This window comes from Spiroplasma citri, from assembly GCF_001886855.1.
GTDB classification, from domain to species: Bacteria; Bacillota_I; Bacilli_A; order Mycoplasmatales; family Mycoplasmataceae; genus Spiroplasma; species Spiroplasma citri.
On sequence record NZ_CP013197.1, the window covers coordinates 1,428,632 to 1,448,499 of the forward strand.

The 19,868-nt window shown below is 26.3% G+C and carries 31 protein-coding genes, 3 tRNA genes and 1 pseudogene; 6 read left to right on the forward strand and 29 right to left on the reverse strand.

Annotated elements, in window-relative coordinates:
* Window positions 1-60: 60 nt before the first annotated feature.
* Window positions 61-333 (forward strand): hypothetical protein, encoded by a 273-nt coding sequence (locus SCITRI_RS08380; protein WP_071937923.1) that lies wholly within the window; start codon window positions 61-63, stop codon window positions 331-333.
* 25 nt (window positions 334-358) lie between these two features.
* Here the strand turns inward: SCITRI_RS08380 and SCITRI_RS08385 are convergent, their stop codons facing one another.
* The 12 genes from SCITRI_RS08385 to SCITRI_RS08430 form a co-directional block, all read right to left on the reverse strand.
* Complete coding sequence (locus SCITRI_RS08385; protein WP_071937924.1) at window positions 359-559, reverse strand: hypothetical protein; 201 nt, start codon at window positions 557-559, stop codon at window positions 359-361.
* A 4-nt stretch (window positions 560-563) separates the two neighbouring features.
* Window positions 564-1,064: a hypothetical protein gene (locus tag SCITRI_RS08390; RefSeq protein WP_071937925.1), complete on the reverse strand. Its 501-nt coding sequence runs from the start codon at window positions 1,062-1,064 to the stop codon at window positions 564-566.
* 130 nt (window positions 1,065-1,194) lie between these two features.
* A complete protein-coding gene (locus tag SCITRI_RS08395; RefSeq protein WP_071937926.1) occupies window positions 1,195-1,710 on the reverse strand; it encodes an ERF family protein in 516 nt (171 codons plus the stop codon).
* Entirely contained in the window at window positions 1,694-2,347 is a 654-nt protein-coding gene (locus tag SCITRI_RS08400; protein ID WP_071937927.1) for a hypothetical protein, read from the reverse strand. Before SCITRI_RS08400 ends, SCITRI_RS08395 begins: the two co-directional genes overlap by 17 nt.
* Window positions 2,348-2,420: 73 nt before the next feature.
* Window positions 2,421-2,762: a single-stranded DNA-binding protein gene (locus tag SCITRI_RS08405; protein ID WP_071937928.1), complete on the reverse strand. Its 342-nt coding sequence runs from the start codon at window positions 2,760-2,762 to the stop codon at window positions 2,421-2,423.
* Window positions 2,762-3,133, reverse strand: a complete 372-nt coding sequence (locus tag SCITRI_RS08410; RefSeq protein ID WP_071937929.1) for a hypothetical protein — start codon at window positions 3,131-3,133, stop codon at window positions 2,762-2,764. The genes SCITRI_RS08405 and SCITRI_RS08410 overlap by 1 nt, the downstream gene beginning before the upstream one ends.
* A gap of 30 nt (window positions 3,134-3,163) precedes the next feature.
* On the reverse strand, window positions 3,164-3,394 hold the full coding sequence (locus SCITRI_RS08415; RefSeq protein ID WP_071937930.1) for a pentapeptide repeat-containing protein: 231 nt from the start codon (window positions 3,392-3,394) through the stop codon (window positions 3,164-3,166).
* A gap of 1 nt (window position 3,395) precedes the next feature.
* Window positions 3,396-3,569 (reverse strand): hypothetical protein, encoded by a 174-nt coding sequence (locus SCITRI_RS10375; protein WP_155522152.1) that lies wholly within the window; start codon window positions 3,567-3,569, stop codon window positions 3,396-3,398.
* 2 nt (window positions 3,570-3,571) lie between these two features.
* Window positions 3,572-3,709, reverse strand: a complete 138-nt coding sequence (locus tag SCITRI_RS10380) for a hypothetical protein (protein ID WP_155522153.1) — start codon at window positions 3,707-3,709, stop codon at window positions 3,572-3,574.
* Window position 3,710: 1 nt separating this feature from the next.
* On the reverse strand, window positions 3,711-3,908 hold the full coding sequence (locus tag SCITRI_RS08420; RefSeq protein WP_071937931.1) for a hypothetical protein: 198 nt from the start codon (window positions 3,906-3,908) through the stop codon (window positions 3,711-3,713).
* A gap of 1 nt (window position 3,909) precedes the next feature.
* Entirely contained in the window at window positions 3,910-4,077 is a 168-nt protein-coding gene (locus tag SCITRI_RS10385) for a hypothetical protein (RefSeq protein WP_155522154.1), read from the reverse strand.
* A 486-nt stretch (window positions 4,078-4,563) separates the two neighbouring features.
* Window positions 4,564-4,848, reverse strand: coding sequence for a hypothetical protein (locus SCITRI_RS08430; protein WP_147077667.1), 285 nt, complete (start codon window positions 4,846-4,848; stop codon window positions 4,564-4,566).
* A 508-nt stretch (window positions 4,849-5,356) separates the two neighbouring features.
* On the opposite strand from SCITRI_RS08430, the gene SCITRI_RS08435 reads away from it, so the two are divergent.
* Both SCITRI_RS08435 and SCITRI_RS08440 read left to right on the forward strand, forming a co-directional pair.
* Window positions 5,357-6,151: a hypothetical protein gene (locus tag SCITRI_RS08435; protein WP_237237933.1), complete on the forward strand. Its 795-nt coding sequence runs from the start codon at window positions 5,357-5,359 to the stop codon at window positions 6,149-6,151.
* Between the two features lie 498 nt (window positions 6,152-6,649).
* A complete protein-coding gene (locus SCITRI_RS08440; RefSeq protein ID WP_004027896.1) occupies window positions 6,650-6,895 on the forward strand; it encodes a hypothetical protein in 246 nt (81 codons plus the stop codon).
* Between the two features lie 68 nt (window positions 6,896-6,963).
* Here the strand turns inward: SCITRI_RS08440 and tyrS are convergent, their stop codons facing one another.
* From tyrS to SCITRI_RS08480, 10 genes are all read right to left on the reverse strand, one after another.
* Window positions 6,964-8,226, reverse strand: a complete 1,263-nt coding sequence (gene tyrS / locus SCITRI_RS08445) for a tyrosine--tRNA ligase (protein ID WP_071937934.1) — start codon at window positions 8,224-8,226, stop codon at window positions 6,964-6,966.
* 43 nt (window positions 8,227-8,269) lie between these two features.
* The gene (locus SCITRI_RS08450) at window positions 8,270-8,776 is read right to left on the reverse strand and encodes a hypothetical protein (protein WP_071937935.1); all 507 of its coding nucleotides are present in this window, start codon (window positions 8,774-8,776) and stop codon (window positions 8,270-8,272) included.
* 2 nt (window positions 8,777-8,778) lie between these two features.
* Window positions 8,779-9,132: a hypothetical protein gene (locus SCITRI_RS08455; protein WP_071937936.1), complete on the reverse strand. Its 354-nt coding sequence runs from the start codon at window positions 9,130-9,132 to the stop codon at window positions 8,779-8,781.
* 132 nt (window positions 9,133-9,264) lie between these two features.
* A complete protein-coding gene (locus tag SCITRI_RS11815) occupies window positions 9,265-9,489 on the reverse strand; it encodes a hypothetical protein (protein WP_237237935.1) in 225 nt (74 codons plus the stop codon).
* A gap of 86 nt (window positions 9,490-9,575) precedes the next feature.
* On the reverse strand, window positions 9,576-10,094 hold the full coding sequence (locus tag SCITRI_RS11820) for a hypothetical protein (protein ID WP_237237936.1): 519 nt from the start codon (window positions 10,092-10,094) through the stop codon (window positions 9,576-9,578).
* Between the two features lie 90 nt (window positions 10,095-10,184).
* Window positions 10,185-10,493 (reverse strand): hypothetical protein, encoded by a 309-nt coding sequence (locus SCITRI_RS11825; RefSeq protein WP_237237937.1) that lies wholly within the window; start codon window positions 10,491-10,493, stop codon window positions 10,185-10,187.
* A gap of 194 nt (window positions 10,494-10,687) precedes the next feature.
* Complete coding sequence (locus SCITRI_RS08465) at window positions 10,688-11,863, reverse strand: hypothetical protein (RefSeq protein WP_071937937.1); 1,176 nt, start codon at window positions 11,861-11,863, stop codon at window positions 10,688-10,690.
* Between the two features lie 41 nt (window positions 11,864-11,904).
* Entirely contained in the window at window positions 11,905-12,927 is a 1,023-nt protein-coding gene (locus SCITRI_RS08470; protein WP_071937938.1) for a nicotinate phosphoribosyltransferase, read from the reverse strand.
* A complete protein-coding gene (gene ytpR, locus SCITRI_RS08475; RefSeq protein WP_071937939.1) occupies window positions 12,914-13,543 on the reverse strand; it encodes a YtpR family tRNA-binding protein in 630 nt (209 codons plus the stop codon). Before ytpR ends, SCITRI_RS08470 begins: the two co-directional genes overlap by 14 nt.
* Window positions 13,544-13,545: 2 nt before the next feature.
* Entirely contained in the window at window positions 13,546-14,637 is a 1,092-nt protein-coding gene (locus tag SCITRI_RS08480) for a M42 family metallopeptidase (RefSeq protein ID WP_071937940.1), read from the reverse strand.
* Between the two features lie 128 nt (window positions 14,638-14,765).
* On the opposite strand from SCITRI_RS08480, the gene SCITRI_RS08485 reads away from it, so the two are divergent.
* On the forward strand, window positions 14,766-15,608 hold the full coding sequence (locus SCITRI_RS08485) for a DegV family protein (protein ID WP_071937941.1): 843 nt from the start codon (window positions 14,766-14,768) through the stop codon (window positions 15,606-15,608).
* Between the two features lie 15 nt (window positions 15,609-15,623).
* Complete coding sequence (locus SCITRI_RS08490) at window positions 15,624-16,481, forward strand: DegV family protein (RefSeq protein WP_071937942.1); 858 nt, start codon at window positions 15,624-15,626, stop codon at window positions 16,479-16,481.
* Between the two features lie 55 nt (window positions 16,482-16,536).
* Here the strand turns inward: SCITRI_RS08490 and SCITRI_RS08495 are convergent.
* The 7 genes and pseudogenes from SCITRI_RS08495 to SCITRI_RS08525 form a co-directional block, all read right to left on the reverse strand.
* A tRNA-Ser gene (locus tag SCITRI_RS08495) sits at window positions 16,537-16,629 on the reverse strand.
* Window positions 16,630-16,640: 11 nt separating this feature from the next.
* Window positions 16,641-16,715: transfer RNA gene (locus tag SCITRI_RS08500), tRNA-Trp, on the reverse strand.
* 81 nt (window positions 16,716-16,796) lie between these two features.
* Window positions 16,797-16,872: transfer RNA gene (locus SCITRI_RS08505), tRNA-Trp, on the reverse strand.
* Between the two features lie 71 nt (window positions 16,873-16,943).
* Window positions 16,944-17,429, reverse strand: coding sequence for a Fur family transcriptional regulator (locus SCITRI_RS08510; protein WP_071937943.1), 486 nt, complete (start codon window positions 17,427-17,429; stop codon window positions 16,944-16,946).
* Between the two features lie 14 nt (window positions 17,430-17,443).
* On the reverse strand, window positions 17,444-17,668 hold the full coding sequence (locus SCITRI_RS08515; protein WP_071937944.1) for an acyl carrier protein: 225 nt from the start codon (window positions 17,666-17,668) through the stop codon (window positions 17,444-17,446).
* Between the two features lie 174 nt (window positions 17,669-17,842).
* Window positions 17,843-18,067: a hypothetical protein gene (locus SCITRI_RS11830; protein WP_237237938.1), complete on the reverse strand. Its 225-nt coding sequence runs from the start codon at window positions 18,065-18,067 to the stop codon at window positions 17,843-17,845.
* Between the two features lie 257 nt (window positions 18,068-18,324).
* Window positions 18,325-19,292, reverse strand: a pseudogene (locus tag SCITRI_RS08525) (IS30 family transposase).
* Between the two features lie 117 nt (window positions 19,293-19,409).
* Here SCITRI_RS08525 and SCITRI_RS08530 point away from each other — a divergent pair.
* Window positions 19,410-19,862 (forward strand): lipoprotein, encoded by a 453-nt coding sequence (locus SCITRI_RS08530; protein WP_071937945.1) that lies wholly within the window; start codon window positions 19,410-19,412, stop codon window positions 19,860-19,862.
* The last annotated feature ends 6 nt before the right edge of the window (window positions 19,863-19,868 follow it).

A 19,868-nucleotide genomic window follows, 5' to 3' on the forward strand; every position in this document is an offset into this window, starting at 1 on the left:
CCACTGTTTTAGAAAGGATAGAAAGGAAATAAAAAAATTAATATTTCAACAGATACATTAATGATTGTTTTACTTGTATTAGCGGGTTCAGTTGGAACTGGTAGTCTTGGCGTTCTTGGTTTATCTGCTAAAAAAATTAAAAAATATAAAGCAGAAATTAGAGAATTACGAACTGCTGTAATTGCACATGAAAAGCATTTACGCGGTGCTGAAAGTGCAACAGAATTAGCAATTAAAAATGGACAAATTAAAAATGTCAAAAAACAAGTTAAAATTAATGATAAAGAATATGCTAAAAAAGAAGCGATTGAAAAACTTACAAATAGAATTTAAAAAAATAACCTTAATTGATTATTTTTTATTTGTTATTTATAATATAATAATTAATAAAATATTCTACTTTTTCAGAAAAAGTATAGTTTTGTGGTAAATTATTTCAGATTTTTTCTTGCTCTTGATTTAAGTAAAGATTAACTGTTTTTCGAATAAAGCTAGAATAATATATTTTCCGTTTTTGATTATATTTATCTTTTCGTTTTTTATTATATGTTTTCTTCATAATATTACCTCTCATAATTAGCAATTATAATTGCATCGCGGAGATGATTACTTATTTTTTCATTATTATAAAATCAACTTTTACCATATTGATAAGTTAAATTAGTATCTTTATCATATTTTCATAAACAACTATCATTATATTTACTTAAATTTTCCATATTTTTAACAACTGATTTAGTATGTCGTGGTGATACTCAGTTAGATACTCAATTAATAATAGTATAATGTTTCTTTTTAATTTCAATAGCTTCAATAGCACCTAGTAATCGCAATAAATCATCACAGTCTTTTGAACCATTAGCATTTGTTGGTAAACAATTTTCAATGTTTATAATACTAAGAAAATTACAATATTTGCATTTGCATAATATATCTTTTATAAAAGATATGTGTTTTAATCACAACATACTAGTAAATTCGAATTTTTCCTTTAATTTATTATCTTCATAAATAACAATACCCGTAGTACCAGTACCTGATGGGTCAATACCTATTTTTATCATTATTTTAAAAACCTTTCTTTAAATTGATAATAAAAATCTTCACTTTGTTTTTTAATAATAACTGGTTCTAATTTTGTTGCACTTGTAGTTTCTTTAATAAATTTTTTTGCTTCTTCTTTAATATTTATATCTATTTTTGTATTTGTAATAAAATTTTAATATTATTAAAATGTTCTAAACTCATTGAATTTGGATTATTATTTTCTTTACTTATTTCAGTACTATCAGGATCTAATTCATCTGTTGCTATACCAAAATTTTTACATAATCAATAACGAGCTCCATAAGTTAAAGCACTACCAATTGCTTTTGCAATATCTGAATTTTGTGCTGATAAAATAATTCCTAATTCTAATTTTTCACTACCTTTATAAAGTGTTAATAATCCTTTTGAATAATAATTTATTAATTTTCCACCTTTACTACTTTGTGGTTCTGTAAAACTTGGTTCTCCAACTGCTTGAATAGTATAAGTTATACCTTGTTTACGTAATTGTGGTTTTAAGGTTTGATAGAGGTCACTTTCTGTAAAATAATTATAATTATTATGTTCATTTCTGGCATTTTTACCAACAAAAAGATTTATATCAGATTGAATTTCTCCAATACTTTCAATTAAGGTTTTTGTTTTAGTTTCTTGTGGCATTTTCTCACTCCTCTCTTTCTTGTCATATTAAAATGGCTTCTTTAATTTGTTCTAAATCTTGTTTAGTAATATTAACTTTTTCTTTAATTACTATTTTTAATTTTGGATTTATAATTATCATTAATATTTTTTTATTATCTATACAAAATTTTTTTTCTAATAAATAATAAAGTTTTAATTGTCAAATATAGAGTTCAATATCCGCTTTTTCATTAGAACTTGTAATTTTTCAATCACACATTATATATTCATTATCTGTTGTTATACCAATAAAATCAGTTGTACCACACATTAAAGGACTATAAAGTGTTTTTTCAGTTTCATAATGTCTAAATTTAATATCTTTAAAATTTTCTTGATATAGTTTTATAAAATTTTTAAATAATTCACGATGTGATTTTATTTCACAATCAATAAATTCAATTAATTCATCATCAAAATTATTTTTTATTCAAACATCAATCATATTATGTATACATATTCCACGATTTTGTGCTAATTTTAAAATATTATCATCAATTTGCGAATAGTCTTTTGGTAATAAAATATTAACAATTTGACTAACACTAGGGATTAAAATGCTATACTTATGTAATTCATCATTATAAATATATAAAGGTTTTAAATTTAATCTCATAAAATTGCTTCATCATTACCAATATTTTGATTATCATTATTAAATAATTCTTTTGTATCAGATGAATTAAATTCTATTTTTTCTTGTGGTTTTTTAGATAAGTATCTTTTTTTAAATTATTATTAGTTTGTAAAAATTCACAACTATAAACTCTTACCATTCATTGTATTTTATTATCTTTATCTTTATAAGATTGTAAAATACCTGTAAGTCCAATTTGACTACCTTTATGACAATATTGTTGTAATAAATTTGCTTGTTTATTTCAAACTTGACAAGGAATAAAATCAGTATCTTTTTGAATTGAATGTGGTCTTGTTACTGCTAATTGAAACATGGCATATTCTTTATTATTTTGTGTTCTTTTAATTTCAATATCTTTTGTTGTTCTACCAATGGCAATAAATTGATTCATTATTCACCCTCCTTACTAGGTAATGTGTCATATTTAGAATTATCTTTTAAAACATATCTTAAAGGTCTTGGAAAACACCCAATATCAATAAATCTTTTTTCAAAATCTCCTTTAAACAATTGTGATTGTTGTAATTGTTTATTTTTTCCATTAATAATGTTATTTAGACAATCAATTAGTTTTTCTAAGTTCTCAATGTGATTTTTAATAATTACATCAATATTTTCAGATTTTGGCTCAAATTCTTCACCATAGTTATTACAAATCATTAATATTTTATTAATTTCTTTATCTTTTTCAGCAAGTTCTTTTTTAAGTTTTTCATTTTCTTCTTTAAGTTTGTTAAATTTAATTGATTCTGTTATATTCATTTTTTTCTTCCTCAATAATAATTAATTGTTCTAATTGTTTTTTGTAATTCTAGCACCGCATAAATCAGCAACTATTAAATTAGCACTTCGTAAATTAGCATATTCTAAATTAGCACCTTGTAAATTAGCGCATTGTAAATCAGCACGATATAAATAAGCACCTTGTAAATCTAATGCTTCATATTCTAAATATTTACTGATTTTATTTTGTTCAACAGTTATTCCTGTTAAATCTTTTATCATTTCGTGTAATGTTTTCATTTTATAATTCCTCCTTATTTTTAATATTTTTAATTCCTTGATAACTATTAAAGTAATATTTATGATTTCTAATTTTAAATTTATTAATTGTTTCTAATGGTTTATTTTCGATATCATAATCTGAGAAAACAAAATAACCAGCACAATAATTACAATGTGAAATAAACTTACTCATTATTAAATTTCCTCCAAATTCTTTTCTGCAATTAAAGTATCAATATAGTCGTAAGCACTTTCTTCTAAACGACACTCTTCTAATGCTTCATTTAATAAATCTTCTTCTGTGTAAACTTTGCCATCTTCATCTTTTCACATATTATTTATTCTCCTTTATCAAAAATAATTCATTGTATGTTTTAGGGGCCATAATTTTTAATTTTTGGCATCCTTTAACCAATTTTTCACTACTTTTAATAAGATTTGCTTTCATAAATTCTTTTAATATATCTAATAAAGTATCTATTTGATATTCTTCTAATGTAATTTCATAATTTCTAATCTTAATTTTTTCCATATTATTTATCTCCTTGTCATTTAATATTTTTATTTTCTAAATCAATAATGGTTGTTTGAGAACAAATTTTATTTTTAGCAGTATATTTTGCTTCTTCTAATGTATAAAATAATTCAGTATCTATTCCAGTAAATGAACTATTTGTTATTAATAAATATCTTTTTTCCATAATTTAATTCCTCCCTGCTTTTAATCTTTTTAATTATTTTTTCAATTTTAATGACTTCGATTATTCCATATATTGTAAAAGGCAATGACACTAAGCATGAAATAATATTTATTAATAATAATAATAATAATATTAATGTTCATATACTCATATTTAACTCCTCCTAATTCTTTTTATTTTCTGAACATATCGCATATCATGATCATAAAAGATGATCTTGTCTTATTTGTTTCTTTTTTCCACATTTCATACATATTGCACAACATTTAAAATAACAATTTACTATTCCATGTTTTGAATGTTTTGAATGTTTATAAAATCATTTTTCATTAATATATTTGCCCATTTCTGTTTATCCTAATTCTTTTTAGTATTTAATGCTCAATGTTCATCAGTAATTTCATCTTTTGAAACTAGATAACTCCTAAGCATTAATTTATTTATTTTGTTGATAATTTTTTTATTTAACTTTTTCATCTTTACCTCCTAAATTATTCCTTTTATTTTTTTCTCAAATTGTAATATTTTTCATCCATCTGATGCTAAATCTAAAATATCGTTAATTTTGTAATGTTCAATATAAGAAGCAATAAGATTTCACTTGTCTTTAAATAAATTTAAGTACATTTTTGCTCATTCTAAACATTGCAAATCATAATGTTTTTTATGATGTGAAATACGACAATCAATAGGTTGACAATTAACTCAATCAAATGATGTTGTTATTTCATCTCAAGTTTTATTAATATATTTACTTTTATATTCCATCATTTTTTCTCCTATCTTTAACTCGCTGGAACTCACTCCCAAGTGAAAGTTCCAAAGCGAGAATTAGTTATATTTAATTTACTTTGCCTTCCGCTTCACTGGGGGTAAGCGGAGGCAGTATTATCTTTGTTTTAGCATCTATTAAAATCTGCAACTATATTTTTAAATTAGACGCCAGACATATATGTCTTCCTTCTTCCGTGCCCATTTGTGCTTTCGCTCTGGGATTTGACGCTCAGTTTTTGAAATTAAATTTACTTGCACCCATATGAAGGGCCGAATGCTAATCGCAAATTTAATTGTTTGTGTCACCATCTCTATTTTTATTGTGGTTTGATGTTAGCCTTGGACACATCACCACTATCGCAAGTTATTGCGTCTATTATTTCCAGACTGATTACTGTTGGGTTAGACCACCAAAATATTTATTAAATTGTTAGATTGTTTTTCAAATAAAAAAACAACCCTTTAACAAGAGTTGCTTTTTTGCCGCTTCATCGTACACGATGCCATGTTATATCATGCTTATTTAAGCCAAAAAACAATTTTACTAAATTCAATTATTAGTAATCCAAATTTACAAACAATTAAAACTAATGGGTACCATCTTCCGACAGAAACTCAAATTAAAGCTGCCTTAAAACAAAAGTTTCCAGAATTAAATATTAATAAAATTCAAATTAAAAATAACATTACGGCTACTACTGCTACAATTATTTCTAATGATTTTAATGTTTACCGAGGTTCAGTTACTCTTAATTATTTTCTCGATAAATCAGTGTTAAATCAAATTAATTTAAATCAACAATATGTTCCAAATCAAACTTGAATGCAACAACGTAGTTATAATGGTTTATGAATTAGTAAACATCCAACAACAGACCTTGAAAAAAATTTAACAAATGTTTTTTTAAGTCATGCTAAATATCCTGACTTGCCATTTTATGAAAAACCAGAATTTAATTCATATGAAGAATTATCAAATTTTTTGAATCCAAAAACTAGAACATCCCTAACGAACTTCATTGATAACTATTGTCCAACATATATTAATACATTAAAACAATTAATGGTAAGATTTTATAATTACGTAGCTAGTAGTTGAGGAAAAAATAATGTTAATAATGTAATAAAATGAATTGATATTGCTCAAGTTCTTGATACAGACGGATATGGTTATTTCGACCATCATATTCAAATCCATGCGCAAACATTACAATGTTATTATAATTCTAAGGGAAATCAAGAATTTCATAGTGGTTATTCTTCTGTTCTTGATCCATTTAGAGTTTTTTTCATGAGTTAGGACATATGTTAGACCATTTTTTAAAAAGCAATATGCATATAAATATAAGTAATAAACTAAAAGATTTTTTAATAAGTAAAATTATTAATTTTAAGAATTGGCAAAGTTTAGATAAAGAAAAAAAATTAAATTATTCCATCTTAGTTCATATTCTTTTTCTAGTTTATATGAAGTTATTGGCGAAGGATTTGTACACTAGTTTTTAATACCAAATGAATTAAAAAGCAGAGCGTGAGAATTTTGACATGAATTTTTGACATTATATTTACCAAAATTAAATGAATTTTAAAATGTTTATTTTTATATTGTATCTAACTATTTAATTAGGTAGAACTACTTTATTATAGTTTTATTAAAAGTATAAGATTATTTTCTCCTTACATTTACAATCTATAATTTTAAAAAAAAAAAAAAAATCTAATATTTTTAGGCTAAAATAATGTTGAGTGTAATTTTACACATATTGAATATGAAAAAATTCAAAGAAAGGTCACAAGTATGAAAAAAGGTCAAAAAAGAAAACTAAAATTATGACATAAAATTACAATTTGGGGAATTTTAAATGCTTATGCGTTATCATTATTAATTGCTGTGTTTGCTTTACCACAAACACCTTGACATTGTCGTTTATTCGCGTTTATTAATATTTTTGTTATATTATTAGCACAAGTAATTTATTATACTCGTCTTTATTTTAAAAATAAAAAGAAAGCAACTAAAAATAAACCTATTAAATTACAATAATTTAAAAAAATAAAAAGAACACATTATTCCTAATAATAGCATTATTTAAATGGAAAAGTGTTCTTTTTTTATTTTTTGTTAGTTGTAAGATAAATTAAATGATATTTTCGTTTTCCACGACGAATAATTAAATATTTATTAAATAAAAACTTATCTTTTGCTAAAGTTCAAGTTTCTTCTTTAATAATTTGACCATTAATAGTAATTGCACCTTGTTCTAAAAACTCACGACCTTCACGTTTAGAAGTAACAATTTCTGCTTGTATTAATAAATCAAGAAGTGGTAAATTAAAGTTTGTTAAATGAAAATTAGGTAAACTGTTATGAAGTTGCTCTAACTGTTGTTCTGATAATTCATGTAAACTGCCTTTAAATAAGGCTTCACTAACAATTTGTGCTGTTTTTAGTCCTGCTGCTTGATGAACAAATAAAGTTACTTCTTCTGCTAATTTTTTTTGTACAATGCGTTGTGTTGGTTCATTTTGGTGCGCTGTTTCAAGGGCTATAATTTTTTTTTCAGATAACATTGTTAAATAACGCAACAATTTTGCTGTTTCTTGGTCATCTTGATTATAAAAGAATTGATAAAATTCATAGGGTGATGTTTTTTTGGAATCTAATCAAACTGCCCCTGATTCTGTTTTTCCAAATTTTGAACCATCAGCTTTTGTTAATAAATTCATTGTCAAACCACAAGCTAAATTATCTTCTCCAATTTGTTTATAAATATAATCTGTTCCGGAAGTAATATTGCCTCATTGGTCACTACCACCAGTTTGAACAGCACAATCATAATTAATATATAATTGATAAAAGTCATAGGCCTGTAATAAAGTGTAAGCAAATTCAGTATATGATAAACCAACTTCAATTCTAGTTGCAATATTTTCTTTTGCTAATAAATAACTAATATTAAAATCTTTGCCAACATTTCGCAAAAAATCAATCAAGGTCATTTTTTGTAATCATTCAGCATTATTAACCATTTTAATTTTTGCACCAATTAATTGGTGCATTTGTTGACTAATAGTTTCAACATTATGTTTAATTGTTTTATCATCTAACAATACTCGTTCTGCTTTTTTCCCACTAGGATCACCAATCATTCCTGTTCCACCACCAATAATAGTAATTGGTTGAAATCCAAACATTTCAAAACGTTTTAATAACATAATTTGAATTAAATGACCAACATGTAACGAATCACCGGTTGGATCAAAACCACAATAAACTCCTTTTTTTAATTCTTGCGCTTTTAATAATTTTGTTTCATTAGTTACTTGCTTTAATAGTCCTCTTCATCTTAATTCTTCTAAAATATTTTTTACCATCATTTATCTCCTTTGCTATTTAAAAAAATCTAAATTATTAGAGTTATTTCTTATCCACTTTTGAATCTTTTTTAATTGGGGCTGGCTTTCCTTCTTCAATAATTTTTTCAGAAATTGATGCTGATGTTTTTTTTAAATCTTCAGTTACCTTAATTCCAACATCAATTGCCGAAACTGTTATTTTCGCTAAATCTTTTGCTACTGCAAGCAAATTTGGTGATTTTGCTGCTGCTTTAATTAATTTAACTGCACCACTATCAATTTTCTTTAATGTCTTATAAGCCATTTCTTTTGTTGAAGCAGAATCTAAAATTTCCACTGCACCTTTGACATTTTTAATGTGTAATTCAATATCAGCTGCAACTTCATCTGATTCTATTCCTTGCGATTTTTCTCATACAATCTCAATTTTATTAACCATTTTTTTAAGTTGTGGATTATATTTTTTAACTAAATTAATGAAATCTTGTCTTAATTCTGAGCCTTTTTTCGGAGCAATTAACATTCCTACTACCATCACTGCCAATGTTTTAACAAATTTAAATGCCATAATTACTCCTTCTCATCAGAATTAGCAAAATCTTTTAATTTATCAACAATTCGATAGGCAATATCTTTATTACGAGCAATAATTTTCACTCATGCTTTAACATTTCGTTTTGCAAACGCTTCAAAAACATCAATATAATTTGAAACTTTAACAACGGTATCAACAGTAGAATTTAACATTTCTGATTTATAAGTTAAGTCTTCAACAAAATAATCAAATTTCTTAGCAGCAATTGCAACTTTTCGTGCAGCAATAATACCATAACAGCAAAAAACAATTGTTAAACATAATAAAACAATGATTAAAATTGTCTGTGAAATTAATAAATTATCATTTGTTGCTAACATATATATCATTCTTTTCCACCCTTTTTCTAATCGTATTAAATATTACTTTTATATTATAACTTATTTTATAATTTATTTTAAATAATATTAGAATAATTACTTAACTTAATAAAAAAGATTTAACAAGTTAATACTAAATCTCTAATTTGCACAAAAATTTTTAATTCGCTGAATTGGGGGTGTTTTAAAGGCACCAACCACATTACAAATAAGATCATTTTTTCAATCTCGTTCTGACAATGACATTTCAAATAAAATTTCACGAAAAGAATGATCTTTTTTAGGGGCAAGGCCAAGGCCATTTGTACTAAAATTAGCACTCCCTGATCAAAAAGCTAATATTTCATTATGCGCATTGTATCACACATATAATTTAGTATGCGTTTTAGGTTTAGTGTACTTAATAAAATCAGAATCAGAAACATTAGGTTTCGGATGTTCACGAATAATATTTAGTCGATTAATATTTTTTCATCTTTTAATAAAATTCTTTCATCGTTTGGATTATATCCAGCACTAGTATTACCAATAAAAAGATCTAAACTAATATTATCCTCTGCAGTTTCATCTAAATATCGTTTAATAACACTAGTATCACCATCGCCAGTCAACACTAATAATCCTGTTGCTGTTTTCATTTTTGCATTTGCTCTATGTGCTTTTACAATCTCATTAAATTGGTTTTTTTCTTTCAGCACATTCACTTCTGACTGATACGTTGCTTTATAATTAACATCAAAACCAGTACAATTTTGTTGATACAAGTCATTAATTCGTCTGGTATTAATTTGTTCTGTTGCAGAAATCCCTCCACAAAAGATATCACGCCCAAGTCCTTTATAATTTGCAATATTATATAGAACTTCTTTATAAGATGGAGCTTTTAATAAGGCAGATTCTGAAAAATTACCACTACACGTAAAATAACGAATAATTTCTTTTTTATCATTAAACCAAAAATACGATTTCATATGTGATAACCTATTAGGTTTATCAATAACATTAGCTTGTTTATTTAAATTATTGTGTGAAAATTCTTGGTTATATTTTGCGACACGTTCTTATTCATTTTTTGTACGACCTGCAGCCATATAACTACGAATAATATCAACTGAAAATTTACCTTGAACACTTTCAAATAGATACTTTTCAACAAGAGATGTTCCAACAAATCCATTAATAAAAACAACATGTGCAGTATCATTTGGTATTTCTTTAATCATTTCTCATATTTGACTTTTTTCTGTTTCAAAATCACCATTCATATTTTTAATACCAAAAATAATACCTGCAATAACTCCTGTTGTTGCTAAAACACCAAAAATTGTTCCTCCAATTATCATTGTTTGTTTTTTTACTTTTGTATTCATTCAATTAATTTCTATCTTTTTGTTAAATTATTTAAGCAAATGTTGCTTCATAATTTGATTCATATTGATATTTTTTAATATTTATTATCCTTTTTTATAATAAAAGTTTTAACAAAAAAATAGCAACAGTGAAATTGTCTGATTCCCCTATTCATTCTTTTAACTGCCCTATTACTTTTTGACAGTATCTTTACCTATTCATTATTATTTTTATTATCAGTTTGAATATCATTAATCTGTGTTTTAATTCGTTCACGACGTTTTGCCTCTGCTTCTTTTGCTGTTTGTTCTTCAATTTCTAACATTCGTGATAAATAAGGATTACGATTAGTATGATATTCTTTAACGTGCTCCATCTCTGGTTCAAAATCACTATTTCGTAAATCATGCAATTTCTTATGATATCCTGATGTATTTTGTGATAATGGTTTTGGACGGCGAAGAAACTGATTATTTAAATTATTTTCTTGTAAATTAAGTAACGTTTTAAATCTGACCGCTCCCGCTTTTGTTAAATTATGTTGAATTAATCGACGGCGTTGTTCTAATGGCATATCTTCAGAAAAATTATCATCAATATGATAAGCTTCAGCAACTGCTTTTCGAATTTGTTCATTAATTTCTCTTTGCTCTTCAATTCCTTCAAACATTGCATTTTGCTCATAAGCATCGGAATTTTGTTCTGGCATTGGATTAATAATTTTTTCTTTAATTTGTTCTAATTCTACTTTTAACTCAGCTGTTCTGTCGCCAAAGATATTTGTTCCACTTTTTCGTGGCTTTAATAAAAATGATACCGTTTGTGCTGTTGGTTCAGATAATTTATTTTTCGTTTTTAAAGTTGACGGAATAATTTCTTTGTTTGTAACGGGGTCATATTTTCGAAAATATGGTTCAATTTTAGTTTTATCTAAAGATGGAATTTTTTCTTCAGTAATATGAATTTTTGCTAACTCTGCCTTCTTCTCACTCACCCGCTGATCAATAACACCCTTAATCGACGTTGACTCTAAATGCACAGGATGTTCTTCAACAACATACATCTTTGCTAACTCTGCCTTCTTCTCACTCACCCGCTGATCAATAACACCCTTAATCGACGTTATGGGTTTATTTTCTTTTTGTTGTTTAGATGAATGCGACATATTAGTTTTAAATTCATCAGCTCCATCTAATTTTTTTCCATATAAAGGTGAAATAACTTCACACAATGACGTTAAAGGAGATTTATTCTTATTATTTTTATTATTATTCTCAAATATAATTTTTTCGTTTTCTTTTTGATGTTGTTTTCGTCCATGTTTTAAATGAGGATAAGCATCATCATGATTATAATAAGACTCTATTTTATGGTTTTTATTTTCACTCATCATGAAAACCCCCTTTATTTACATATATTATAAAACATTTCTTATTTTTTAACTAGTCGCTTTGAAGTAATATTACTCCGTCCAACTTTCGCTTGATCAACACCATTTAATTGAACAGCATCACCAGTAAAACCAATATTAATTTTTGCCAACGATTCACCAACTCCATAAATATCAACAGGAACACCTTCTTTTTCAAAATCTTGGATTTTTTGCGCATTAAATCCTGATGAAACAATAATTTTAATATGTCGATATCCTGCTTTATTTAAGGCTTGACGCAAAGCACGAATTAAGTGTTTATTAACACCATTAATTTCACTAATTGGATACTTATCTTCTTTTCCAAGAAAATATTTATCAATTAATGATTGAGAAGTATCAACACGAACTGCATATAAATTTGAAAATGCATCTGCTACTTGCAAGGTATCAGTAATAACATCATTATTATAATCAACTAAGGCCACTAATTTATCAGTTGGATAAAACTTTTGATAAGCTTTCAAAGCTGCAATTAAATCACCATTAAAAGCTTGGATTAAAGCATGTGGAACAGTTCCAATAGGTTCATAATTACCAACTAATTTTGTTACTTGTGCCGTTGTAACAAAATTAGTTATTCCACCGATTTTAGCAGCATAACCATCATTTTCTTGATTATAATAATAATCATTGCGATCATTCATATATATCACTGACTTATTATTAGCTGCTTGTAATACTCGATAACAATTTGTTGCAATACTTGTTTGTCGGGCCAAAATTCCATCAATAATACCCTCTAAATGACCAAACTGATAATAATGACCAGTTACTTTTAAAACTGGTTCATTAGCTTGAATTAAATCGCCATCTGTTAATGCAGTAATTTCTAAACTTTCTGCATTAAAAGCTTCCGTTTTTAATAATTCAACACACTCGTTAACGCCTGCTAAAATAACATTTTCTTCGCGTTGAAAAAACTGCATTGTTATTAAATCATTTGGTTTCTCATTTTTTAAAATATTCGCTGTTTTTAAAAAATAAATTGCACTATAATACCCTGCCTTAATTTTGCCCATTATAATATTCCTTTCAAAAACTATTTCCAAGGTGATATTGCTGATTTGATAATAACATAATTTTTTTACCAATAATAGTGACTGGCAATCCTAATTCTCGTTCAGAACAAAGCATTCCATTTGAAATAACTCCTCGTAATTCACTAGGAACAATTTTTAAACCTGATGGCATAATCGCCCCAACACGTGCAACAACAACTAATTGGTCAATATCACAATTATCAGCCCCACAAATAATTTGTTCAGTTGACAAACCAATATCTACTTGGCAAATATTTAATTTATCAGAATTAGGATGTTTTTTACGTTCAAGAATTTTACCAACGATAAATTGTGGTTGTTGATTAATATTATTAAAAAAATAATCTTCTTGTTTAAAAATAGTTCCTAACTCTGTTAATAAATCATAATTATCATTATTAATACCTAACTTTAAAGGTAATGTTAAATGCTTACTAGCATTTAGCAAATTAAACCCGCAACATTGGTGAGCTTGATTATAAAATAAAACATAATCATTATTAATAAAATACTCAACCTTATCAGGTGTTGATTCATATCCAATCAAAACATCAAAGCCTTGATTATAAAATAAACCAATTGTTTTTGTTCCCATTTTTACTCCTTACTACTTCAATTAAATTCTTTAATTTTTGCTGCATCTAAATCTTCAATAATTATTGTTACTAACTTAATTGTTTCATTAAAGTCATCTAAATCTAGAATACCACTAATTGTATGCAAATTACGAGCAATTAAACACGCTTGAATAGTTGGAATACCAACTGTTGTCAAATGAACCGCTCCAGCATCAGTTCCTCCTAGCGAAATATAAAATTGATATTTTATTTCATGTTCTTTCATCATTTTAAGTTGATATTGAATTAAATCATAACGCGTAATATAGCCATTATCCATCCCACGTAACATGACACCTTGCCCCAATTGACCAAAAGTTGTTGTTGATTCATAATCTTGTCCTGGTGAAACATCAGTTACAATTGCAAAATCAGGATTAATTAATGTTGTTGCTGTTTTAGCACCTCGGATTCCGACTTCTTCTTGTACACTAAAACCAACGTATAAATCATAATCTAATTGTTTATTTTTAACTTGTTCTAAAACTTCTAATCCTAAAATAACACCCATTCGGTTATCAATTGCTTTAGATAATAATCGTTTATCATTTAAGAAAACCGTTGGTCCTTCACAAATGACAAAATTTCCTTCTCGAATTCCGGCACTATAGGCTTCTGCTTGTGAAGAAAAACCAAAATCAACTAACATATTAGCAATTGGGGTTGGTTTTAGCCGAGCTTCTGGTGACAGTAAATGCGGCGCAATTGCTGAAATTGCACCAGTCAAAAATGTCCCATCATCTTTTAGCAACTTTACCCGCTTGGCTAATAATGTTTGCTCCCAAATGCCTCCTAATGGATTAATCCGGACGAGACCTTTACTATTAATTTGACTAACCATAAAACCAACTTCATCACCATGTGCCATTAACATTACCTTTTTCGGATTTGTGATTCCTTTTTGATTTCGAATTACAGCAAAGCAACTTCCTAAATTATCTTGAATTATTTCTGAAGTATATTTTTGATAATATTGTTTTAATAGTTTAACAACTTGATGCTCACATCCAGATGGCCCAAATGCTTGTAAAATAGCCTCATACATTTTTTTCTGTTCAGTAGTAATTTTCATTGTTATCTTCCTTTCATGCTTGAAATTATTATATCAAAGTTTATAATTAATATATTGTTAAGACTTTAATAATACCTTAACTTAGATTCAATGATACTTAAAAGAGAGAAAATAAATGGAGGAAAAATATGCGCAAAGTTGCATTAATAATCGACTCATCGTCTGGAATTAAGAAAGACGATTTAAAAAAATACGAAGATACTTATTTATTACCATTATTACTAAATTTCCCAGATGGTAGTGAAGTGGAAGATGACGAAGATGTCATTTCATTTAATGAATTTTATGATATTTTAGAACATCAAGTTATTAAAACTAGCCAAATTCCAATGGGGAAAATGTTAAGTACTTGAAACGAATTGTTAAAAAAATATGATGGCATTGTTTTTATGGGCTTATCAAAGGGGTTATCTGGTCAACATGAAAATATTTCAATGTTAGCTCAAGGCGATGAATATAAAAACAAAGTCTTTGTTATTGATACTGACGGGGTAAGTCAACTGCTAGTATATATGATTGATCTAGTATATCAATGAATTGGAGAAGGAATTGAATTAGCAGAAATTCAACCAAAACTTAATTTAATTAAAACAAAAGTTAGTGCCTTTATTATCCCAAAAAGTTTGGAAACTTTAAAACGTGGGGGGCGAATTACAGCTGCAGCTGCAGCTGCAGCATCACTTTTAAAAATAACGCCTATTTTGAGATATGATGGTCGCATTGATAAATTTGATAAAACTAGAACATTTAAAAAAGCTGTTGAAACAGCTTTAGGACAAATAAAAAAAGAACGGCAAAATTGAAAAAACATTATTTTATTGCATTCAAGAACAGATGATGAAACATTAAAAGAAGTTTTCAATATTATTGAAGACGCGGATGCTAAAGTTACTTCAACATACATTTTGGCAAATGTTATTGCAGCTCATACAGGAGCAAATACGGTTGTGCTAGTATGTTGAGACCAATAAAAGGAGGTACAACCAATGAGTAAAAAAATTGCAATTTTAACTGATTCATCAGCAGGTTTCAAAACAGCAGAAATTAAACAATTGGGTATTCATGTTATACCCTTACACATTATTTTAAATAATGAAATTGATATCTTAGATACAGAAGAAGAGACAACAAAACATAATTTTTATGAAGTTGTTAAAACAGGAACAACAAAAACAAGTCAAGCATCAACCGGTGAATTAATGGTTAAATATGACGAAATTTTAAAAACATACGACGAAATTATTCATTATCCAATTGCTGAAAAACTTTCAAGTCAATATGCAACTGCTTATGTCTTAAGTCAAGATGAAAAATACCGTGGAAAAGTTCATGTTGTTCGTAATCATACAGCAGCTTTTGCCTTAAAAACATTAATAATTTATGCTAATGAATTAACAAAGCAAAATCTTAGTGTCAAAGAAATTATTACTAAAACAAATGAACTTGAACAAAAAACATATATGGCAATGATACCTGGTAGTTTAGATCGTTTGTCAAAAGGTGGACGTGTTGGAAAAGTTTTATTATCATTAATTAACTTATTTAAAATTAAAATTTTAATTCAATGAGGAGAATATCCTAAAAAAATTGGCTCATCACGAACTTTAAATAATTTAATTGAAACATTAGTTGAAACATGAGAAAAATTTAAAAAAACATTTAAAATAAACTTTCAATTATTTGTTTTAAAAACAAGTGAATGTGCTAGCAAAGTTTGAGATAATGTTACTCAAAAATTAAATGAGTTAAAAGTTAATTATCATACTGAAAATTTAGCTAATATCTTTGTTGCACATGCAGGTTTAAACACAATTGCTTTCATTGCTGTTCCACAAATCACATAGTAATAAAAAATCATTTCTAATATTAGAAATGATTTTTTATTTTTTATTCATTAAATGGCGGAAGTAAAGAGATTCGAACTCTTGCATGGATTACTCCATCTAACGGTTTTCGAGACCGCCCCCTTCAACCAGACTTGGGTATACTTCCACTGTTTAAACTGGCAGGGGTGACAGGACTTGAACCCACAACGTACGGTGTTGGAGACCGCTGTTCTACCATTAAACTACACCCCTAAATCCTTTTTAAATCATAACACAATAACATAAAGATGGCAAAATAAAAAAGTATTTCCATACTTTCATCTTTTTATGTTATGGCAGGGGTAGCAGGACTTGAACCCACAACACCCGGATTTGAAGTCCGGTGTTCTACCGATTGAACTATACCCCTAACAAGATAAATTAAGCACCAAAATTGTCACTTAACTATTTTAACAAAATAATAGAAAATAGCAAATAATTTTATTTATTTTCTTCATTGGAATGCTCTTCAAATTGAATTGGTTCATATTTTTTATTATGGCACTGGTAACATATTCCATGCCCTTCAATTTTAAAGTGCACTGGTTCTCAATTAATATTTGTCATTACTTCTTTCAAGTTATCTAACTTAATTTCTTGTAAAATATTCGTATCTTTGATATGAACAACATTTTTGCAAATGTCACAAACCATATGAAAGGATGGGTTTTCTGCTAAATCATATCAAATTTGTTTACCATCAAAAGAATTTGTAAAAACAATATGCTCACTAATTAATAAATCAATTGTGTTGTAAACTGACATTAAATTAACATTTTTAAATTCTTTCTCTAATAATGTTACAATTTCAGTTAATGTTAAATGTTGTTTTTCTGATAAAATTTTAATAATTGCTAACCTAATTTCAGTAATTCGATAATTTTTACTTTTTAATAACTGTACAATCCTGTCATATGATAATGCCATTGTCACCAGCTCCTTTATTTTTTAATTTCTTTAATAACTTCAACTAAATCTGAAACTGTTTTAATATCCATTAATTTATCATCTGGAATTTGAATTTCACATTTTTTTTCAGCTTCAATAACTAAATCCATTAAATCTAATGAATCTAATCCTAATGATTTAAACTCCGTATTTAAATCAATTGATTTAGAAATTCCACATTCTTTTAAAACTTTTTTAACTTCATCTAGCACATTCATTTAAAATCCCTCACATTCTCTTAATAATTAATATAATTATAACAAGTTTAACAATAAAATAATAGCGTTCACTAGTGTAACCTTCCTAAGGTAAGTTTCCAAACTTGATATAATTGTTGTTCATTATGGTAATGATAAACGAATATTGCTTTTGAATAACTAATTTTTTCATTACTATAAATAGAAGCTAAAGTAGAAGCTAAGATAACTTATTGGATTATGAAAAAACATCATTTGCGGAATTCAACATTTTAAAAAATAATAATGAAAACGAATATTATCAAAATAATATTGACCATATACATAATTAATTTTTGTTCGTAATTTTCTATGATCTAAAACAAATTTTTGTTCTGGTTTTAATTCAATATTTTCATCGTCTTTATTAAAAACACGCAAATTAACTTCAGGTTTATTATTACTAATTAAAATATTTTATAAACATGAATTATGTAAAATGAAGTGCAACAAATCTTTATTAATTAAATAATATAATAAAAATTACAAAAATCAACCATAAATTTAAAAAAATTAATTATTTTATCAATATTTAAACAAACTAAAAAATAATTTATTAATTTTAATTAATAAATACATATTTTATTATTTTAATGACATATTTTATAATTTAATATACATTTTTAAATATTTATTGTTTATATATTCTGCAAAAACATTTCTTTTGAACTTATTCAATTTAAACACGGTCGGAGTTTATCATTTATAACATTAACTACTCAATCTATTTGTTTTTGACTAACTTTATTAAAATCAGTTTCAAGAGGAAATCATTTTCTAAACTCACCATTCATATTTTCAATTAAAGGTTTTTGACGAGGTTTGCTAACATCACAAAAATATACTTGTGTTTCAGCAAATATTTCCATTTCTCGTCATTCACTAAATTCTTTACCTCCATCTGTTATTATTCCTTTTATTTTTCCAATTAAATTATTGTTTATAACAATATCTTTAAACTTTTTCTCAACTTCCCTAGCAGTATGATTTTCTAATTTTATTGCAAAGTATTTTTTACTTGATTGTTCTACTAAAACTAAACAACTAGATTGATGGTTTTTTCCAACAACAGTATCCATTTCAAATCATCCAACATTAGAAACTTTATTTTCAATATCTCAAATTGACTTAAAATCAGTTAATTTACCACGATTATCAGATTTTCCTTTTGTTTTATATTTTTTACCACGATGTCGCAAATTCTGTTTTAAAAAACCACAAAAACCTAAACGAATTCATTTATACAGTGTTTTAACACAAACGGGAAATTTAACACCAAATTTTAAAAAATAACGATAAATAAATTCTCTCGGAGAATCACAATATTTATTAAGTCTAATTTTCATAAAATTAATCTGTTCTTCCGTAAGCTTACATCTTTTATTATTTTTTTTCTTTTCTCATAATACATTTCATCTGACTTATAAGCACCATATTCATCAATAGTTTTAAATCTCTTAATTTCTCGTAAAATAGTACTACGATGTCTATTCAAAAATTTAGCGATTGCAGAAATATTCTGTTCACCATTCTTTTTTAAAAATATTTTTGATAATAATAATTGTTCTAATTTAACTTTATCCATAAAACTCAAATGACTATACATAACACTTATATACCTTTCATTAACTTATAAAATTAATATTTAATACAAAATAATTGATATATAATTGATATGTGATAAGACCAATTATATATAAAAAAATAAAAAGGAACAATCTATATGAAAAAATGACTTAACATAATAGGAACAATCGGATTAACCGCAACAAGCACAACAACACTAATGAGTTGCAAAAAAGAAAATAATAAAGATACTAAACCTATTGCACCAACAACAAAAGCACAACAACCACCAGAAGGTAGTAATTGAAAATTAATTGATAAAAATAATATTAATAATCAATTTAGTATATATGATGAAAAGTGATATATAATAATTGCAAAAAATACAACTAATCAATCAATTGAAATTATTAAATTTAAAAATAATCAAAATGAAAAATCAATTTCTCCTATTATTAACAATACATTTTATATTTTTCCTATATATAATAATTGATATTCTATTATTAATTTATATTGTTGAGATGGTGATGGTGAACCACAAACACCTACAATTGACAAAAATACTGGTGAAATTACTAATTGAAAAGAACAAAAAGGAACTGAATAACAGTTC